The following is a 19,751-nucleotide window of genomic DNA, read 5'->3' as shown; positions in this document are numbered from 1 at the left end:
TTTACATGGGTTATCTTACTCATTACCTTAGCTTTTTAACGATGGAGTACAAAATGTCGAGTGCAGATATATCTCAACCTAAACAAACATTTTTCTGGGTCAGTATGACTAGAGCCGCTTCCGAAGTGCTATTTCTACAAGAGCCAACAGGCCTCAAGACAATCGCAACATACGACGAAGCGGATGATGAGCCATCAACTGAAGTTGACGTTATCAGAGAGCGTATAGAGCACGATGACAGTGTTCTATTACATAATATTACGCTAGATGCTTTTGATGTATACGAACAAGCAAGTAAATCTATCTCCGGCCTGACATTTGATGACATGGGTGTAGAGTGCATTATTGCGGCTACATTGCGTTTGCATAGCAATAACAAGCTAATCAAACAATAGAATTGGGATAAGAATAAAGGCTAGGGGAGGCCTAGCCTAGCTTGCTCTTGCTACTTACTTCCTAATAACATTAAAGCCATCTTCAATATAACGATCACCAATTCAATCACTAATTCCCACATAACAATATCTCTTGTGTCTTTGTTACCTCCTAAGATAAAGCCGAACTTACGTTAGTAACCAAGCAAATGCCGGGGTAAATTCTGATTTTTCAATCGCCTTCGGACTTATTCACACAGAAACAGTGGATAACAATGTGGCTAATAATCAGTGAGCGGGGATGGTGTAAAACAGCCCCCACCGTTGGTGGGGGGAATTGGTAACTGGCACTATTCTCCGTCGCTATTGAACATACCTGATTCTCTGGCTCTAGCTTCTGCGATGGCCATTTTGTAGTTCAGCATGAAGCGTACATCGACCACTTCTTTACCATTCTCGGACAACCAGTTCGAATGCTCCATAATGTCCTTTAGCTGTTGGGTCGACGGGTTATTTGGTTGATCTGGGGTGTAGTTGTTAACCAGGACATAGGTGGTCAGCAAATCGACGGCAGATACTTCCTCGTCCGTCTGTTCTGTTTGGCTAGCCACTTTTTTAACTACAGGTTTTGATGAGGCAATCTTTTCGATATCCCACGAAAACAGAAATTTAATACCTGTTATCTTCCTGCCTGATTTGAGCGGCTGATAACCGTAATTACCCGATTTCTCATCAATGTGGAAGGTCAGCAATGGTTCTTTTTCATCAATTTCTTTGATGGCTGGCTTGATAATGGTTCGAATGAATTCGGAAGTTCTCTGGTAACTTTTTTTGACCAGCTCACCTCTTTCATTGAGCAGCCCAAACATGCCATACAGATCTTGAAAATCAAAGGCCTTAAGAGACCCCTTGGCCGGATCTTTAAATCGGCATAGCATGGAGAACAAACGCTTGGCGTTTTCCCTCTTCAGATTTCTGAAGACTTTTTGGGGTATCTGGCTGTGACCTTTTGTTAGGCCGATATATTGCTCCATCAACGCATTGTTCGGGATCATCGTTAACGTGCCATTTTCATAGATCAGATCTTCAAACAAAGGGGTAAAGCGGTATTTTTTAGCTTTGCTGTTTTTAATACCAATTTTGCGACCCGCTAATCGGCTGGCTGGCTCTTGTGTCACATTATAAATATCGGCTGATTTAACACCTAGCCAGTCACAAAGTACATCAATGCCAAACTCATACGTTGGATTGATCTTTCTTTTTGATTCACCGATCACTTCCTCTTCCCAGTGGTCCTCGCTAAGCCGGGTAAGCATCAATGCCATTAAATCATGCTCAACGGGTGACAGAGCCAGTTGCGAAAAAACCATTTCGTGGCTTTTCTTGAAAAACTCGATATCAATGCTTGGAAGTTGCTGGTAGCGAAGAACCTGCCTGGCCATGGAGTCCCTTAAATTTTGTGATCTGTGTATGTTTACTCTGTAGCTACGGAGTAAGCATACATAATTCACATAATAATAAAGGGTACCAATTATCAATACAAGATGTTACGGAGTAATTATACATCTTTTGTAAAGCTTCAGAGTAGACTCCCACACTTCAAGGAGTAAAATCCCACACTTAGAACTTTGTCATTATTTTCTGATAGTTACCCACAGGTAGATAAGCTGTGGAGAGCGAAGAGTAGGCCCCCACACTTAGAAGAATGGACTCCCACACTTTAACGAGTAAAACCCCACACTTTGAGGAGCTAAGCCCCACGTTTCGAGGAGTGGACTCCCACACTTTAAGGAGTATACCCCCACACTTAAATCTATAAAGTATTGAATTAAAAAGAGGATCGAGAAGCCTATAGATCTATAGATCAAATAGATCTTCATACAAGATCATATAACTTTATAGATTATTAACGCCATATTTGTGGATAACTCAAGGAGTTATCACACAACATGCCTAAATCGGCCTCCGGCCACTAAAAAAACAAGAACTTCTCTTTTTGATCATTGATAGATCTTTATGGCAACAGGCCGATATACATCGAGGAAAACAAGTGCTATTTGGCATAGTAGAGCAAGAAGTGCAGGGGAAACCTCCAATTTGGAGATAACCGATTTTCTAGTACTGGCATAAGATTGGTACATAGTTAGTGAACGCACCACCAAATGGCGGTATGCGGGTTAGGGCAGAGGGCTTCTGAATGGTAGCCTTTGCAAAGGCTTTCCTGACCTACAGTTCTGTTTGCCAAGGCTGGAATATTTGACGGCCATTGACAAAATGGGCGTCGGATTACAGTGGTTTATTTAGCCCACTGAGAATTATTCCAATGTCCTTTAAACGACACTTTGCAGGCATCGACGCATCAACGGTCACTACTACTCGTATGTCAGCGGCCGAATTTAGGCAGCTACAGCAAGCACCGCAATCAGAAATAACCCAGACGCCCACCAAAACCCAAAAGAAAAGAAAGTCTAAGGCTGGTGGGTGTGTCACTGACAGTCTTTGGCACTCTAAATTTACCAAGGAGCTATCAAGACTGCACAAAACCCCTGATCTGATTAGTAAAGACAAAGAGTATTTCTACCAAGTTAAATTCCTAGAAGTAGTTAGCATCAATAATCCTAGCCTAGAAAAACTGACCAACGCATCTCCGAATGGTGGCAGACGTGTTGGGGCAGAGGGGTTTCGAATGGTGGCTGCTGGCCTTTGCAAAGGTTTTCCCGACCTTCAGTTCTGTGTACCAAGACTGCATTATCACGGCTTATTCATAGAGATGAAAAAGATGGTAGAAGATTACCGTAGTTTAAATGCAGCTTTAAAAGAGGTGTCTTACGACCAACACCAATGCCGACTGGCTTTACTTGAACAAGGTTACTTAGCTGTCGTGGCTTACGGCTTCACTGAAGCGCTGGAGGTTTTTAACGCATATATCAGTAATGGGGAACTACCTGATCACATTATCAACCGTTGGCATGCATATGACATCGAGAACTTGGCCAAAAGAACATAATAAAGAATCCGCGGCAAATGCTTTATGGAACGTTCGCTTCGAAGGTAACACTTACGACATGGGGATCTTAAACAACAAAGTCGGCACAGTTCAGTGCTGGCTATGCTTTTAGTATGATCGCAATAATAGCCGTTATTTAGATAGTGCCTATGAGAACTATGGCTAAGGTCAGTACAGGAACGGAACCATCAGACCCCGTTCACACCTGCCTTTAACCGAAATAACCGCCATTATTACGGTTAGCAACTGACAGTGTTTGGGCGGCCATAAATCGTTTTAGTTGATTTGAAACAAACACGTTAGTATTGTTTCAGTACATAAGCATTAGCTTACCCTATGACCATCAGCTGTTTAGTTGGTCACTCTTCTATGAGTTTCAGCATTGCAGTAATGCACATTTCAAACAACTTGTGAGCTTTTTGTTCACCCATGCCAATAAGGTACATGTACCTTATTGGTTTCGTGTGCCTTTTCTCTACAAAGGAATAGACGTGCGATTTATCCAATGGCTACGCTTATGCAAAGCCAATCTAAAATCTTGGCTAACTAAGGTCCTTGTTCTACTTGCAAAAGGACTAGTGTTACTACGAAATGAAATATATGACCTCTCCATATTAAGTGGAGCTAGCATGTTCGGCTCTGCCTGCCACACCACTGTACAGAGCATTTGGTTTGATGTAGATCATAACTATTACGTATTTGTCGTAGCCATGCTTTTGATGCTTACTGGGCGTTTATGCAAGCGCTTCTTCTAACGAACTGATATAATTTAAATAAGAACTCTGGTAAGGAGAATTTCAATGACCAATCTAATTTGGGTTGCACTACCTATCTTTGCTCTTGTGGCACTAACTGCTACCGCCCCCGCCTTCTTGAAGTGGATTGATGCCGGGGAAAGAAATAAATAACAAACAGGCGTATCGGTTTTCGATACGCCTGTTTTGCTTTGAAGCAAGGGGAACTCATGAATTTTGTTATCTGGTTTAGCGTAGCTGTCTTAACTTTAGTTATCGTGACGGCAATAGCTACTCACATTTTGCGAAAGAAAGGTGATAAATTAAATAAGGATCGAGACTAACAGCCCCATTGAGGTGCTAGTTAACCTGGCTTGAACTCCAATCTTGAGTTAGCGACTATCGCTTTCTAATTCTTTCAGCCTATCTGCTTGCCTGATTGCTTTGGCTTCGCGGTCATACCTATCAAGTTGATCCATAAACAATGAAATTGCTAAACAGCTACGAAAGATGACTTCTCTTATGTCGAAATACTTATTCGTCATTACTAATATCCTGTCGCTGGTTTGATCTTAACAGTCGGCTCAATCTTCGCAGGAACAGTACCTTTCTTTTTCTCAAATCCATTGCCCGTTTTGACGACCGTTTCTATGACTGAGTAACCTGCAACGTGAACAAATCCCTTGTCGGTAACTTTTTCAACCACCACAGTATCCAGAGTGCCGAACAGCTGGGCAGCTGCGACCAAAAAATCAAAAAGCCCTTCTTCTTTTGAAACCTCGAATACTCTGCGTCTTTCGTCCATGTCTGATCCATTGAGTGGTTACTACCATAAGTAATTGCCCATGGGGTTGCATACTTCTGATGTATTGTGGGGGGCATTGGTGGATGGATATGCACCACCCACCATTGAGGATTAGCTAGTAACCACCGTTACCGCATAGATCAAAGTATTCATCTTGGGTAATAACCTTGACCCCAGCTGCGGTTGCTTTTTGCATTTTTTTGGCGCCAACTTTTGCACCGCAAACAAGGTAATCAGCCTTCTTCCCCGATATATCTTTCAGTACGTTTGCTCCTTGTGAGGCAGCGTGGTTCCCCATTTCAGAGCGGCTTAGCTTACATGTACCTGTGAATACTACATTCAGACCTTTAAAGTAGCTGTCTTGGGCAACCTCGATAGGTTGTTCATCTTGAGTGTGCTGAATGTTCAAGCCAGCATCATGGATTAGAAACTCTAGCAACTGCTTGTTTTGATATAGCCCCATCGAAATGGTGTAGCCAGATGTCTCTCCAAATCCCTCCAGAGCAGCGATTTGAGCAATGGTTAGGTAAGGCATTTCTTCTAGTCGGAAGTGCTTGAGCAGCTTTTTAGCAGCCCTCCGACCCAAATCATCAATACCGAGTGATGCCACCACTAGATTGTCGTCTATTGGAGAGTTGCGAACTGAGTTGAACGACTCAATTAGGCGTGTTGACTGCCCTTCCCCAAATCCCATTGCGACAAGATCGAACTTATCCATTTCGTATAGACTCTCGATATGGTCAAAGCCGCCATGGACTAGGCGATCGACTGTCTTTAATCCGAAATTGAGTACCTTGATGGTATCGAGGTGATGCAGCAGCCTCGATGCTTTACGACTGTCACACCCGCTGTTATGACACACTAGGTATGTTGGCTTGAAACCACGTGCAACGCCACCAGCCTTCCACTTTAGTTCGTGACCACAACAAGCACACTGGGCGGGCATTGATGGCTCAACTGGAGTGCAAACGGCGTGAAGATTGGGCACCACTTCCCCACTACGAATAATTTCAACTCTTGCACCAACACCCAATCCGCTTTCGAGTACATTTCCTGCGTGGTGGGCGGTACAGCGTGTGATATTAACTCCAGACAGACTTACTTCTTCGAAAGTTAATACAGGGTTTTGTTTACCATCTCGTCCAACCTGCCAAGTTATTTCAGTGATGGTTGTCTCTGCCGTTTCTCCTTTACGCTTTTTAGCCACTTCGTAGCGGTTGTGATCGGAGGCTGTTCCCATGATTTCACGAACCTGCGGATCTACTACTGCAAAGACGACTCCATCTAATAAGTAAGGGTTATTAGTGAGTTGCATTTCCTCAACGGACTCAGCAACTCCACGTAAGGTTGATAGCGGCATTGCAGCCTTGGTAGTTAGGTCGGCAAAACTGACAAGATGCACTGCTCCGTCTTGTAGTGCTTTGGTGAAATGCTGATTTAGGCCATTTGTAGCACCAGCCATTCCGCTGATGAAACTGCGCTCATTTGCAAAGTGCAGACTAAGGTTTTCTGCAAAATACTCACGATTAACGACTATCTCGCCTGTTAGCTCTCTCGATGTGTCACCTAGTACTTTCAGGCCTGCCTGAAGCAAATGACGAATATCCGTTCCAGCAGTACCCGAACCGCGTGTTACCAACGCGCCATCGAGATACAGACGACCGGCTAGACCGTCCAGTTTTGGAGAACACTCGACCAATGGATCTTGAATACCAACTGTTTGAGCTGCTTTGATTACTTTGTCAAACCACAGTCCCAACTCCTCCTGTGTGTACACCTTATCGGTGCTTAGCATTGGTGTAGAGTGCTGGTAGTCCAACGATTCAGTTACAGAGGGAGTGATAGCAGTAAGAAGCGGGTGAGCTGGATCTCTAGTTTCCAGTTCGGTTATGTAGGTATCGAACAGATCATCGCTCACAAGCGGCTCTCCATTTCTATATGCCTCGTTCCAAAGCTCAATTGATTTAATTAGCTCGCCAGTTTCGATGTTTGACTGCGCAGTTAGCTGAGTGATTGGTGTGTGCATGTTTGTATATCCGTGTGCAAATTAAGATGCCACCAGAATAAGCTCATCCGAATATTGTCAACCGCTCCTACCCTCGCTGCTGAATAATAAAACTGCTTAAAACCTTCCTCCTGGTAGCATCCGTTAGCAACGCTAAATCTCCGCTCTCCACCAGCAGAACCTTTAGTTTTCGTCGGCAACCATCGTTGCACTGTCGTTGCTTACTAAGAAATACCCTACCCTCAAAGTCGTATTAGCTACTACTGCCCAACCTGTAGTGGCATTGACAATTCTCGCGTTCACGTAAAGTAGACATTATTGAAACGACAAGGAATTACGGCAATGTTTGACTACACCGAGGCTTCACAGTCTAACCACCGTGACGCAGGACGAAACCCAATGTCATCAATGGAAGTAGTGGCTTTTGAGACAATCAATTCCGAAACTTACATTACTCATTATGACGTTAAGGCGACTGTTGCTTACGGCTCTAATAAAGAGAGCTATGAGATCCATAACCCTAAAGTGATTAACCCAAGCACTTTGGTTGAAAAGTTGAACCTCAAGCAGAGTGGTTTAATTGATCCAAGAGTCTTAGTTGATAGTGGCAATACTCTAATATGGCAATACACCCCTAGCCCTGACCAGTGCTTGTACTATAAGTACCGCAACAAGACTTTTGCTAAACCTATCAAGTGGTGCAATTTCATTTTTAAACTTCAAGGGAATGGACTTTCTGTTTTTGCAGTTCAACACAAAAGCCGCCCAACTGAAAAAACGCGCTTATATTTCGCTCCCCTTCCCAACGTATATTCATCGGGAATTATCTGCCTTGGCTCATGCTCATTGCCTCGTAACAAGGATATTGATGTGATTAGTGAGTGTTATTTTGACAGTGTTAAAACACACCTCAACAATCGAAAGCTACTGCGTGATCATAAAGAAGTTAGCGACACACAGTTCCTTAACTGGATAAAGACCAAAACAACATCACCTATTCGTGTATCTGAGCTAAAGCCATTCGGCACATTAAAAGACATTCTGTAAGGACACCAACAATGACTAACAAACTAGAACTACCATCAAACCTGATCAACAAAGAAATCAATATTACGCTGATTGGATGCGGCGGTACTGGCTCCCACATCGGGGTGTGTGAACTAACCCAATTGGATAGCACGATCAAAGCTCTTGGTGGTAAGGGCATCATGGTCACGATGGTTGATGGTTCTGACGTTACTACAGCCAACTTGTCCCGTCAGCGTTTCTTTCCGCATCAGGTCGGTAGCAATAAAGCGGAGGCTTTAACGTTTATAGCTAACAATTTCTATCAGAAAGAATGGCAATGTGTTCCACAAAACCTAGATCCATCCACGCTCACTCGTCACCCTTGCATAACAGGTGCAGACATTATCATCACTGCCGTTGATAGTGCCTCGTTCCGTTACCAACTTCACCAAGCTACTAAGGACTATCCATTAAGAAATAAACTGTGGCTCGATTGTGGAAATGATGACGTATCAGGCCAAGTGATCTGCGGCGAGATGGGGTGTAACAGAACCGTACCATGTGTAACTGATCTGTTTGATTACTCAACTATTGAGGATGAATCAGCAGCAAAGAGTTGTTCAGCCGAGGAAAGCATTGCGAGGCAAACATTGGGCGTTAACGCCACGGCTGCTCGCCACGCAAGCCAACTTCTGTGGAACATAATCCGTTTTGGTGAAACCGATATTCACGGTGTGTTTTTTAATTGTCTGGAAATGACTTCAAATCCTCTATCAGTCTGTGAGGAAGAATGGGCTATTTACGGCTACACCCCTACTAAGTAGGGGGTTGCAACATTTCCAGATGCAGTAAATTAACCCTAACAGCACAATGCTTAACAGCTTACAAATATTAAGGAATCACCATGAACAACACTGAGTCAAAATTCGCATACCTAAAAGCAGCAGACCTAAAACCATTACCATGGGGCAACATCCGTGAGTCTCGCAACCAAGAAGATTATCAAACCCTACGTGAGTCAATTCGAGCTAATGGTGTTCACACACCGATTTGCGTTCGTGAGGTAGATGGAGAACAGCAAGTTGTATTCGGCTATGGTCGCTGGGAAGGTTGTCTTGCCGAGTCAATTGAGCTAATCCCTGCTATTATCCGCACTCTGACCGATGAAGAAGCTCGTAGATTGCAAGCGTCTGAGAACTCAGACCGTGAATCAATGTCCATCGTTGATGAAGCGAAAGCAGTACGTTATATCATTGCCGATTGCAACGGTGACGCTAAAGCAGCAGCGGCAAGCATGGGTTGGACAGAACACAAAATGCGTTCTTGTCTGCAAATCTTACGTTGCTCTCCAACAGTGCAAAAGGCAATTGAAGTAAAGCAAGAAAATGGCTTCACCCTTACACTTTCACACGCAGCCGTACTATCGACAGTAGAACAAACACTTCAAGACCAGATCTTGCCAAAGGTTATTCTAACCAAAATGAACCTAACCTTGCTAAAGCAGCGAGTGAAAACAGTTATTGAGCGACCTCTGGCAAGTGCAATCTTCGATACCACGGCCTGTAAGACTTGTGAACATAATACCTGCGAACAGTACGCAATGTTTGAGTCCGATGCACTAGCAAAAGACCTGTGCATGAACCCTACCTGCTTTGTTGAAAAAGAACAGGCCCACACAAAACAACGTATGGCAGAGTTGGAAAGCGAGTACGGCAACGTAATTGCAATGTCTACTGTTGATGGTCAGAATCAACCAGTCCATGAGGCAATGATCGGTGATAACTATCAGAATAAATGCTTGTCTTGTAGCAAGCTAGCTACTGTGTATGTCGATGTGGGAAAAAGCCGCGACCAAGTTCTTGAGAACCAGTGCCTTAACTCCAAATGCCTTATGTCAATGATCACTGTTCGTCAGCAACCGAAACAATCTACCGCAGCATCACCTGTTACACGTGCTGATAAACCACAGGCCGATACAGCCAAGCAAACAACAACCGAGCCAGTCAGCACTCCCAAACCTGCTGCTATACCAAAACGTCTTACCCATGAGAGCCAAGACTTCTCACGCTCAGTGCTTGCACCGATGCTGCTGAATGAGCATGAGTCGTATGCCAACGCTTTGATTTTGGCTACTCTCGAATCTTCACATGGTACTGGCAATATCACTGATAAAGTTAAGAAATACCTATCATTAGACAGTGACACGCTACAAGACAAAATCAATGCCGAGATCCAGAACATTACCGAGAAGGCTGCAAATGAGAACTGTAGCTTTAACCCGCGTTCAATGATGCTGAAATTGGCTAAGGGAAATACTGAGCTTGAGAGCCGAGTTCGCACTGGTTGGACTCCTACTCAGTCACGATTGAAGGATATGACGAAAGCTATTCGGCTGAATGTATTGGAAGAAAGCGGTTTTAGAGCCGAGTTCGAGAAAACTAAATCAGCAAAGGAATACGCCAAGTTAGTGTCACTAACGGCTGATAGCCAAATCGCTGAAATACTTAAATTCAAATTTGACTGGACTAACTACTGCCCGAGCTACGTCACTGATTCAATGAAATAACGAACTAGGGGGTTGCAAGTTCAGCCCCACTGCTAACATACAAATACAGCCTAACGGCTCAACAAAAAATAAGGAATAGCAAAATGCTTACTCAACTAATGGCTCTAAAACAAGCGACAATCTCTGTAACCTCAAACTCTGACGACACCTTCAACGTGATCGTTAGTTCACCTAACACTGCAATGTTCTCTGCTCGTTTTCCTGAGTGGCAAGCTGCAACTATTGAAGCTTTGATTCAAAACCACCTATCTACTGCTACTGGCGGTACTGCTACTGGCTCTCATGTTGAAGGTGACAATGTGAATACAACTGCCACATCAACTCATGCCGAAACGCCAGTACAGACACCAGAAACAGCACCTACTGATGCAAACAGCATTGTAGATAACTTTTAAGGGAGGAATGGTCAATGTCTATCAGTAATCAAACGATCCGCGTATATCGCATTGGAGCTACAAAAGTTACTTGTCCTTTTCCATTTCTGCCGTTCTTAGAGAGTTGGAAGCTCATTATCCAGAAGTACCCACAAGCTAGGCACTGTACGCTGTACGAGGACGATGGGGTTTTGAACGATAGCGGAGAAGTGGAGTACAAAGTCCACATTCTGCCACCAAAAACTAACGGTTAATGCAGCATGGCTCAACTTGAGCGTTGAGCCACCCTCAAGGTGTTTTAAATGGATAAGAGTAGAGTTGAGTTATGGTTACGCAAGAACGGTGTGAACGACAATACCAACCCCAAGAGAACAATCAAGCCGTATTTTTACAATCACCGCTTGAAAGCCGAACCCGATCCAGTATTGGCTATGTCACTGACGTTGACAAAAATGAACTCGCCAAGCAAGCAGTTGAACTAAGGCACAGCAAGTCTTTAAGTTTTGACCCGAAAACTATTGACCTGACAAAAGTTGATATTGACGATGCCATGCAACTGATTCAATTGGCAATAGAGTTTGGTTTAGTCGATGAAGTTGAAACAATGCTTCAATCGGATACGAGTATTGCTTTTACCATCCTAATGAATCAGTTAACTGACGCTATCAAGCAACACATGGTAGCGTTCACCGAAAGCACTTGGAATACGCTACTGGCTACCTTGGAGAAAGAGACTGGCATTAAGGCAAAGGCTATAAATCGCATTAAGCATAAAGTTCTCTCTCGTTTCCCAATCCTAAACCTAAACATTGGCTGTTCACCGCTAGAGCACGACACACTAGAGTCAGAGCACTTAGCTATTCGCCTGTATAGTGAAATGTATGATGAAGTACCCTTCGCATTTAATACCGTAGAAAGGTATCCAGAAATGCAGCATTGCATTGAGCTAATCAGCAATCAAAGTGCGTTCGCCTGTACCGAACAACTACAGCATTATGGCTATTGCTACCTATTTGAGTACATAGAGCCTACTGCTGATAGCGATCCAAATCATGAACTAGAGCTATTAAAAGAGTCAGACTACTTTCTCGATTATGGTGATTACGAGTGCATGGAGAATGAAGAAGAATATAGAGAGGAAAGGTATAGTGAGGCATTATTTTACATTGAAAGTTACATTGAACATTTAAATGTGAGTCCCGATAGGAAAAAGGATGTATCACCTGTATATAATTGGGTTGAAAATAATATGAAAACCCTCACCAACACAGAAATTGACTATGATGGAATCCCAGTATTCTTTGCTGCCGTTAACAATTATCACGAAATTTTAAAAGGTGAGGCCGAGCTACATATTATGAATGGCATGGAGGATTTTTTCTGTATGACTTTACAGACAAAGAACTCTATTAACATACTAGAAACGTTGGCAACAAACCATCTAATGTTAGCGATTTTAAGTGGTATATCACTTCTAAAAGCAGAAAACCAAAAGTGAACCTTCATGCAATAATTAAATTATAAAATCAAGCAGGAAAATTGTAAGTTGGTATTAACAAGATAACGAAAAATAGCTTCTATAACAGGAATATTTCTGGAAAAGCTAATAATATTTGGAATTAAGTTCAATAAATAATACTATTTGGGGGGGTAAAACATTCTTATATTCATAGCTAATTGGAGTATGTGATTATCATGTTGTTTATTTTTCTTTCCTGTTAGGATTCTGGTTTTGATGACATATAAAGACAGCAGTACAATAAGATATAGCGATATTCAACTTTCAGAAAGAATTGCTGAACTGTGTGGCATTAAAGATCAAGTAAGGGTACTAAGGATGCCTTGTGAGATTAGCTATGTACGCTACAAATCTACACAGGTTTTTGCGGTCAAATCGGGTCAAATTGCTATCAGCTCAAGGGGCGGCCTTTGCCCAATAGAGGACTTATCTTCTTTTGAACGCTTAACGACACTGAGAAGTACGGTAAGGCGTGATGGCGAAAGCAGTTTGCAGAATTTCGCACAGAGCAGAACAAAGCAAGAGTCACCTACTGCCTATTACGTGATTGGCGAGGTTGCTAGTGATGGTCAGATACCGAGCTTTGCTGTAGATACTATCAAAGCCGCTATTGCTAGTGTAGATATAGTTTTAGGCGAAGATGCTTTGGTTAATGGCCATCGTAAGGGCTTTCGAAACGGAGGCGGTTTTCGCTCAAGCCTTAAAGATGCTCTTCGAGGTTTTGATATTATCTCAAGTGATCAACTTTCAGATGTTGACCTAGAGCCGATCATAAAAAACCTGCTAACTGATGGGCATAACATAACTAACAATGACCTAAAAGCTCTTTTGGCGGCTCAACGCGGGAAAACTGTAAGCCTTATCAAAGCGCAGATACGGTCTGATGCAACTATCAAGGCGATTTATACCAAGTATCAAGCGATCATTGAGTCTAATTCCTAGCGTATATCCCCAGGTGAGCAACTATCGGTTTAAATGTTGATGGTACTGACCTTTTACTATCCCCGGTAAAAGCCTCTCTGTTATAAGCAACAAGCGGTTTGGTAATAATACCTTTCTGATGCTCCCTAAACACGATTACAGGTGAAGTCGCCTTAATATGGATTCTCGATGGGCCGTTGGTTACCCACGGTGGCCTTGATGTAAGTGACTGCACTGGATGCGCCTTTACTTCTGCAAGTCTAAGTATTTCAACATCAGAACCAAGACTGTTCACCGATGCCAAATCACGCTCTATCCTATCTTCAACAGAAAACCCGTTACCAACTTCGACACGTTGTGCTTTAACAATTTCTTTGGCTTGATCCTTAGTTATTTCATTTGGAGCCACCTGCTTATCGGACCAAGAGAAATTCGAGCGGTATGTGAACTGTGGTGCAACGTTGATATGCCGATAGATGGTTGCTGGCATAACCAAAGGGGCTAGCTCCTTGTATTTTCGAGAGCGTTCTTTACGGCATGAAAACAGTCTCACCATCTCATTTTTGATATGGTCTTTTACCTCATTTATCTCACCCACTCGCTTTCGCACATCACCTTCAATCGCCAAGTGCGGCACGATGACACCAACAATCCGTTTTGGGACAGTGAAGAAACCATCAAGCTGTTGAATACGGTAGTTATTCAGTCCTTGATACTTCGATTGGTATCGGTCTAATTTAGAAACACCTATTCTGGCAGGGTTAGCCTCACCTCGAATAGTTCGCTCCACTGAATAGCATTCAGCGGTAACAAGATTGATTTCTAACAAGTGAATGAGCTCTTCAATTTTGGCTTTCAGATTTGAAAAGTCGGCCTTTAGTTCTTCCATGATACCCTCCCCTGATAGCGTCTTCCCAATGCCTATAATTGGATTATACTGTATATACATCCAAGTTGGAAAAGTATGAAAAATAAGTGATTTAATGATGCCGACCACATTTTCACCCCTGTTCCCCCCACTCAACCAGATCAATGAACCAATAACCGATATTCGTCAGTTTGTGCTGACCTGTGATAAAGCGTTGGGTTCTGCAGGCGATGTAATTGATACCTACGAGCTAGCAGCAGAGTATCTGCATGAGCAGTCAGGTAACAAAAACAACTACGCTGCATACCGTCGTGATATGTGCATTTTCTTAAACTGGCTTTGGTTAGTTCGGAAGGGCTCAGTCAGGCAATTAGGCAGACTCGACATGAAAAGCTTTATTGAATTCGCTAATAATCCACCAGCAGGCTTAATTGCAAGGAACACTTTCGCAATATTGATTGAAGACCCGGCTGCAGGCTGGAGAGTGAATACTGAATGGAGGCCGTTTGTTAACCGTAATCACCCTGAGCCCTACCAACGGAAAGAATCATCTCTGCGAGCGCAGCTAAGTGTAATCAGTGGTTTCTATACATTCATGGCAGAGGAAGATTATTGCGAGAAAAATCCTGCAGCCATTGCACTCCGAAGATACGGTGTCAACAATGTTTCAAACTTAGGTGCAGTTGATGCAGACAAAGAGAAAGCGTTAAGCCACACTCAACAGAGAGTCCTGTTAGAAACAGTCGATAGATTGGCAACACTGGACCCAGATACTTACGAACGTACAAGGTTTCTGATTCACTTGGGGATATTCTGCTACCCACGAATAAGCGAAATAGCTTCAACCAACAGTCGCAGCCCGGCTATGAGTCAGTTCAAGCGCAGACGTGGCCCTAAAGGTGTTTGGAACTACAGCTTTTACATTGAAAAGTCTAAAGGAGGCAAGTCAAGACATGTAACTTGCTCTGACAATGTAATTAACGCACTCGCAAGGTACCGTCGATATCTTGGCTTGAGTGAATTTCCGCATCCAGATGAAACACATCCACTTTTCGTTAGACATAAAGCTGGAACTCATGGCCGCGAATTCGGTGTGCGAGATGCCAACCTGGGCACACACCAGATAAGTGAGTTAGTAAGCAAGGTATTTGAAGAAACGGCACAAAGTTTGGATAGTTTGGAAGAGTTTGAAGAAGCAAGAGAGATCAGACAACTAACCTTCCATACATTGCGACACACAGGTATTAGTAATGATTTAGAAGCGAAGCGCAACCCCAACGATGTTATGGCTGATAGTGGCCACTCTAACTTATCAACACTAGCAATCTATACTTCACGCAGATTGGAGAGTCGGCAACCATCAGCAAATCTAAAGGATGAATACATTAATAGTATTCTGTATAAGTAACCTTATTGAATCTTGTGGCTAGAGAATAGAGCTTCATCTAATTCTTGGCTACTAGGTTCAGTTAACTGATTTTCACCCATTTGAATGAGCATTCTTGCTTTGAGTTTTAACAGCGAAAGTAAATGAGCCAGAGATTGCAAACCAGTGTCAGTTTGTTCATGCAAAGTAAACTCACCACAAAAGAATTGAGACAGGTACTTAGTTTTTGAAGCGACATGCTTTATCGAAACTGTTGTAGGTGACGGGAACTCAATATCTTTAAGAAAGTCATACTCATCACAATCAGCAGCCATTATAAAATCTGGGCAACTTTCTATCTCACAAAGCTCGATGGCGATTGTTTCGCTCATGTTTTTTACAATGAACGCAAGTTCATCAAGACTTATTGTACCTTTCGGTGGTGTCATCTGACCTTTCCTTTTCCTCAAGGGCTTTCGAGGGTTAGCAACCAAGTATAGCACTGTCGCATTTCCATTTTCGACAGGACAATCAAACTATAATTCACTTATGTGTTATTAGTTCATAAATAGCATATGTAATTAGTTGATTTTTATGATAACACTAACCACTCGTGAAGCAATGATATCAATGTTTTTGAAGATTATTCCATCAAAAACGTTGATATCTCTCCAAAGTTAACGATATGGACTAATTAATCTACAGTTGATGTCATCAAAATATGAGTTTATTATCTGTATTCAGTAAATAAACACTTGTACCGTCTGATAAGTCTTGTGTTTTCAAAGGCTAATTTTAGCTAGCATTCAGAATGCCGAAAGGCCTACATCTTGATTTTATTCTACTCGTGGCATCATGAGTATGAATTCGAAAGAGATACAAATAGAGGGACCAACCATGCAAGAGCATATTAAACACAGCCTATTTTCACGTTTTGGCACGCCAGCCAAACTTGCACTTCTATCTAAGATAAGGGGTAGCAAACGATGAGAATAGACATACCCAAGCCTGAGTTAATTCAAGCCTTACAGTCTTATATCGACGACGCTACTGACTGGGAACTTAGCCAGTTAGCGAATCACGTGCTTTCTGTAAATCTTCATCCTATTCACACTGCGAATGGTGTCCAGTTTACTGGAAGTTCAACTAATTGCTTTGTAAACAACCGGTACCTATCAGTTCATCGTGGTGAAGTAGTTCCCGCTGCAGAGTCTATTAGGCAAATGAAAACTCTATTCTCCCCAACTTCGAGACACTAAATTGGCATATTTCTTATTGCGTAATGTAATCAATCGATTGGGCAGAGTTTTTGTGCTGATCGTAGGGATGCTAACTTTAGTATCCTACACAGCCGGCGTTCCATTGGATTACACACTGAAACCTCTCCTGGATTCAATTGTTCATCCGATGATGGATTTGTTTCTCCGACTGCGAACCGGCTAACCCCCCCCCTTAGTGCCATTATTTGGTACTAGGGGTTTACTTTACAAGCCATTAGATTTAAATTAAAAAAAGATAGAGGTTACTAACTTCCGTTAGCTATCAATCACTTTAACCTCCGCCACACGCCTCCTAGCTTTCAGCACCTGTCTAACGACTTCCAAATTTGCAAATTACCACCTGGTATTGATCTACCCGAAAACCACATTATCTGTGGTACTAAAGCTCAACGTTAAGGTAAGTCTTACCATTGAGTTTTATGTGCATTGCACACCGTTTGTCGGAAGGGCATTAACCGACACATCAATCATGATGAGCCCACTAGCATCCGAAAGGATTACAACTTAGAGGAATATTAGATGCATGAAGTTACAACAGTAATGCTTGGCGCATTAACCGTAGTGAAAATTGGTGAACTGATTAAGCATTGGTGGAGTTTGGCCATATACGAACTGTCCCACCAAGACTTTGAGGCATAATCACTCCTACCCACTAGAGCTTTTGCTCAGTGGGTAATTCACAAGAAAGAACTCAACGTTAAGGTAAGTCTTACCATTGAGTTTTTTGCTGTGCTTTGCACACGTAAATGTCAGAGGGTTTAGCTGACACATCAATAATGATGCAACCCACCAACTATCCGAAAGGACCACACTTTAATAGGAAACCACCATGGGTGATTTAGTAACGATTTTCATAGTAATTCTTGCTGGTAGTAAAGTTTTGCATCTTTCCGGTTATTGGATCGGAAAAGGCGTGAAACATGCGACGTCATTCGCTTTCCGTAAAGCGTTAAGCAATGAAGTAAAGCAAACTACTATGGATACAGTAGTTGAAATTGACAAAATCAAAAGGAACCTTGCTACTGCAGGGCGCGAGGATCTTAAAGCTCAAGTCAAACCTGACCTGGCTGAAAAGGTTCAAACCAAGGAAGAGTCTCAACCAGAGCCTTCTATCAAGCAACAACAATCTGAGAAACCTGTAAAGGGTAGCTTAGAACCAGAACTAGATTTAGATACTCCTGCGTACTTACGTCGCGGTATCGTAATCAACGTTTAACCACCATGAAGAGAGCCCTTGAGGCTCTCTTTCTCTTCTCTACTTGAAAAAGTTTATAAAATTTAAGGAATACAAAAATGACTAACTCTGTGAACCTGAAAGGTAATGTTGTAGCTGACGCTGAATTTCGTGTTTTCCCTGACGGTGGTGCTATTGCTACCTTCCGTTTGGCGACAAGTGATTCATGGCGAGATAAAAAAACCTGTGAACAGCGCACTTCTACCGAGTACCACAATATTGTGTTGCGAGGTAAACGTGCTGAATCTCATGCAGGCCATATTCGCAAAGGCACAACTATCCGTATCACTGGCGGTAAATTGAAGACCCGCAAGTATCAAGACAACAGCGGTGCTGATCGTTTTGTTTATGAGGTTAGTTGTGAGCCCTTCACTGAATTTGATTTCATCAAAACTCAGAAAGAGCTTGGCATTCAGTCCGGTGGCACACAACCCGTTAGAAACCAACCAACAGCCCAAAGTAATCCAAGTGTTCAACCTGCCCAGCAATGGAATGGCCAGAACAATCAGCATTGGGCCGGTAATCAAAGCCAGCCAAACAATCAAAATTGGAACCAGTCTGTAGGTCAATAACTAACGAAATGCCGATTACTTCACTGTGGTCGGCGTTCAGTAAACACTTATCAGCAGGGACAAGCCCTGCACTTTTAAACACCGAAAGGTCAACAAATAGTAAGGAATTATCATTATGTCTAACGCAAAAATGCAAGAGAACAACATCATCGCTAAGTTCGGTAATCAGTATGGTTTCACTTCAGAAACTAATACTGTGAAGATGGTTTCGGAGCTTTGCTTCCGTTACTTTGCTCCGACTAAGCGTAGTTTGTACTTGTTGGTATCTAAGTCTATTGAACTAGGTTTAGATCCATTCCGTGGTGAGATTTATCCAACACTGCATACTGATGAAAACACTGGCCAGATGGTTCCTGGTGTTGATATTGGTTATGAAGGCTGGATGAAAGTGGCTAAACGTGACGCTAGCTATCGTGGCGTTACATTCAATTATTCGGATGAAACAATTGAAGTACCTGCCCCAGCAGGTGTTCCACTTTCTGCTCATGCCTGGGTTGAAGCTACTATTCACCTACATGAAGCAGAAGACGTTGTTGTTCGTGAGTATTTCGATGAGTGCTATAGCCCTACTAGCGAAGCTTGGAACAACAAACCTAAGCGCTATCACCGAATGGTTGCTTACAGCCAAGCTGTAAGACTTGCAATCAATACCGATGAGCAAGGCGAACGTTTGTTCTTGAACGAAGACTTGGATTTTGAGTTTGAATCAGACAATCAACGACCACCTGAAGCTGCAACTGTCCAACCGGTTGTAACTCAAGGTGAGCCGAATATTAAGGCTGTAGATTCTCAACCTGCTAAAGCTCAGGCTGAAGCAGATGCTCAAGTTCAAGCTCAAGCTGAAGCAGAAGCAGATGCTAAGGCCCAGGCTGAAGCAGATGCTCAAGTTCAAGCTCAAGCTGAAGCAGAAGCAGATGCTAAGGCCCAGGCTGAAGCAGATGCTAAAGCTCAAGCTGAGGCAGAGGCAGAGGCAGAGGCTAAAGCCAAAGCTGAGGCAGAGGCAGAGGCAGAGGCTAAAGCCAAAGCTGAGGCAGAGGCAGAGGCAGAGGCAGAGGCTAAAGCCAAAGCTGAGGCAGAGGCAGAGGCAGAGGCAGAGGCTAAAGCCAAAGCTGAGGCAG

18 protein-coding genes are annotated in these 19,751 nt (G+C 42.9%); 12 read left to right on the top strand and 6 right to left on the bottom strand.

Annotated features, from left to right (window positions below):
- Positions 1 to 53 precede the first annotated feature (53 nt).
- On the top strand, positions 54 to 395 hold the full coding sequence (locus tag C9I99_RS21020; RefSeq protein ID WP_107350800.1) for a hypothetical protein: 342 nt from the start codon (positions 54 to 56) through the stop codon (positions 393 to 395).
- Between the two features lie 329 nt (positions 396 to 724).
- Here C9I99_RS21020 and C9I99_RS21015 read toward each other — a convergent pair whose 3' ends face one another.
- Complete coding sequence (locus C9I99_RS21015; RefSeq protein ID WP_107350799.1) at positions 725 to 1,816, bottom strand: replication initiation protein; 1,092 nt, start codon at positions 1,814 to 1,816, stop codon at positions 725 to 727.
- 881 nt (positions 1,817 to 2,697) lie between these two features.
- On the opposite strand from C9I99_RS21015, the gene C9I99_RS21010 reads away from it, so the two are divergent.
- Entirely contained in the window at positions 2,698 to 3,381 is a 684-nt protein-coding gene (locus tag C9I99_RS21010) for a hypothetical protein (protein ID WP_133638287.1), read from the top strand.
- A 1,126-nt stretch (positions 3,382 to 4,507) separates the two neighbouring features.
- On the opposite strand, the gene C9I99_RS27245 is transcribed toward C9I99_RS21010, so the two are convergent.
- From C9I99_RS27245 to C9I99_RS20995, 3 genes are all read right to left on the bottom strand, one after another.
- Entirely contained in the window at positions 4,508 to 4,660 is a 153-nt protein-coding gene (locus C9I99_RS27245) for a hypothetical protein (RefSeq protein WP_166645500.1), read from the bottom strand.
- Positions 4,661 to 4,662: 2 nt separating this feature from the next.
- Positions 4,663 to 4,920 carry a hypothetical protein gene (locus C9I99_RS21000; protein WP_107350796.1) on the bottom strand — a complete coding sequence of 86 codons (258 nt, stop codon included), beginning with the start codon at positions 4,918 to 4,920 and terminating at the stop codon, positions 4,663 to 4,665.
- Positions 4,921 to 5,035: 115 nt separating this feature from the next.
- On the bottom strand, positions 5,036 to 6,946 hold the full coding sequence (locus tag C9I99_RS20995; RefSeq protein WP_107350795.1) for an NAD-dependent DNA ligase LigA: 1,911 nt from the start codon (positions 6,944 to 6,946) through the stop codon (positions 5,036 to 5,038).
- A 321-nt stretch (positions 6,947 to 7,267) separates the two neighbouring features.
- Here C9I99_RS20995 and C9I99_RS20990 point away from each other — a divergent pair, with 321 nt between their 5' ends.
- The 6 genes from C9I99_RS20990 to C9I99_RS20960 all read left to right on the top strand — a co-directional run bounded on the left by C9I99_RS20990 (position 7,268) and on the right by C9I99_RS20960 (position 13,334).
- Entirely contained in the window at positions 7,268 to 7,972 is a 705-nt protein-coding gene (locus C9I99_RS20990) for a hypothetical protein (RefSeq protein ID WP_107350794.1), read from the top strand.
- Positions 7,973 to 7,983: 11 nt separating this feature from the next.
- Positions 7,984 to 8,757, top strand: coding sequence for a PRTRC system ThiF family protein (locus C9I99_RS20985; protein WP_107350793.1), 774 nt, complete (start codon positions 7,984 to 7,986; stop codon positions 8,755 to 8,757).
- 80 nt (positions 8,758 to 8,837) lie between these two features.
- Positions 8,838 to 10,499 carry a ParB/RepB/Spo0J family partition protein gene (locus C9I99_RS20980; RefSeq protein ID WP_107350792.1) on the top strand — a complete coding sequence of 554 codons (1,662 nt, stop codon included), beginning with the start codon at positions 8,838 to 8,840 and terminating at the stop codon, positions 10,497 to 10,499.
- Positions 10,500 to 10,582: 83 nt separating this feature from the next.
- The gene (locus tag C9I99_RS20975) at positions 10,583 to 10,894 is read left to right on the top strand and encodes a hypothetical protein (protein WP_107350791.1); all 312 of its coding nucleotides are present in this window, start codon (positions 10,583 to 10,585) and stop codon (positions 10,892 to 10,894) included.
- A gap of 304 nt (positions 10,895 to 11,198) precedes the next feature.
- Positions 11,199 to 12,371 carry a hypothetical protein gene (locus C9I99_RS20965; protein WP_107350789.1) on the top strand — a complete coding sequence of 391 codons (1,173 nt, stop codon included), beginning with the start codon at positions 11,199 to 11,201 and terminating at the stop codon, positions 12,369 to 12,371.
- Positions 12,372 to 12,608: 237 nt separating this feature from the next.
- Positions 12,609 to 13,334 (top strand): hypothetical protein, encoded by a 726-nt coding sequence (locus C9I99_RS20960; protein WP_133638288.1) that lies wholly within the window; start codon positions 12,609 to 12,611, stop codon positions 13,332 to 13,334.
- On the opposite strand, the gene C9I99_RS20955 is transcribed toward C9I99_RS20960, so the two are convergent.
- Complete coding sequence (locus C9I99_RS20955) at positions 13,324 to 14,202, bottom strand: DNA replication terminus site-binding protein (RefSeq protein WP_166645501.1); 879 nt, start codon at positions 14,200 to 14,202, stop codon at positions 13,324 to 13,326. The two genes, C9I99_RS20960 and C9I99_RS20955, sit on opposite strands and share 11 nt — an antisense overlap.
- A gap of 94 nt (positions 14,203 to 14,296) precedes the next feature.
- On the opposite strand from C9I99_RS20955, the gene C9I99_RS20950 reads away from it, so the two are divergent.
- The gene (locus C9I99_RS20950; protein ID WP_107350786.1) at positions 14,297 to 15,589 is read left to right on the top strand and encodes a tyrosine-type recombinase/integrase; all 1,293 of its coding nucleotides are present in this window, start codon (positions 14,297 to 14,299) and stop codon (positions 15,587 to 15,589) included.
- A 2-nt stretch (positions 15,590 to 15,591) separates the two neighbouring features.
- Here C9I99_RS20950 and C9I99_RS20945 read toward each other — a convergent pair whose 3' ends face one another.
- Complete coding sequence (locus tag C9I99_RS20945; RefSeq protein ID WP_107350785.1) at positions 15,592 to 15,996, bottom strand: hypothetical protein; 405 nt, start codon at positions 15,994 to 15,996, stop codon at positions 15,592 to 15,594.
- A gap of 1,660 nt (positions 15,997 to 17,656) precedes the next feature.
- Here C9I99_RS20945 and C9I99_RS20940 point away from each other — a divergent pair.
- The 3 genes from C9I99_RS20940 to C9I99_RS20930 form a co-directional block, all read left to right on the top strand.
- Complete coding sequence (locus C9I99_RS20940; RefSeq protein WP_107350784.1) at positions 17,657 to 18,043, top strand: hypothetical protein; 387 nt, start codon at positions 17,657 to 17,659, stop codon at positions 18,041 to 18,043.
- A 77-nt stretch (positions 18,044 to 18,120) separates the two neighbouring features.
- Complete coding sequence (gene ssb / locus C9I99_RS20935; RefSeq protein ID WP_107350783.1) at positions 18,121 to 18,633, top strand: single-stranded DNA-binding protein; 513 nt, start codon at positions 18,121 to 18,123, stop codon at positions 18,631 to 18,633.
- Between the two features lie 115 nt (positions 18,634 to 18,748).
- Positions 18,749 to 19,751: recombinase RecT (locus C9I99_RS20930; protein WP_211321959.1), on the top strand; the 1,003-nt coding region annotated here is incomplete at its 3' end.

Origin of the sequence: Photobacterium lutimaris (assembly GCF_003025555.1) — a bacterium.
In the GTDB taxonomy this organism is placed as follows: Bacteria; Pseudomonadota; Gammaproteobacteria; order Enterobacterales; family Vibrionaceae; genus Photobacterium; species Photobacterium lutimaris.
This window is presented reverse-complemented; position numbering and strand designations above follow the sequence as displayed.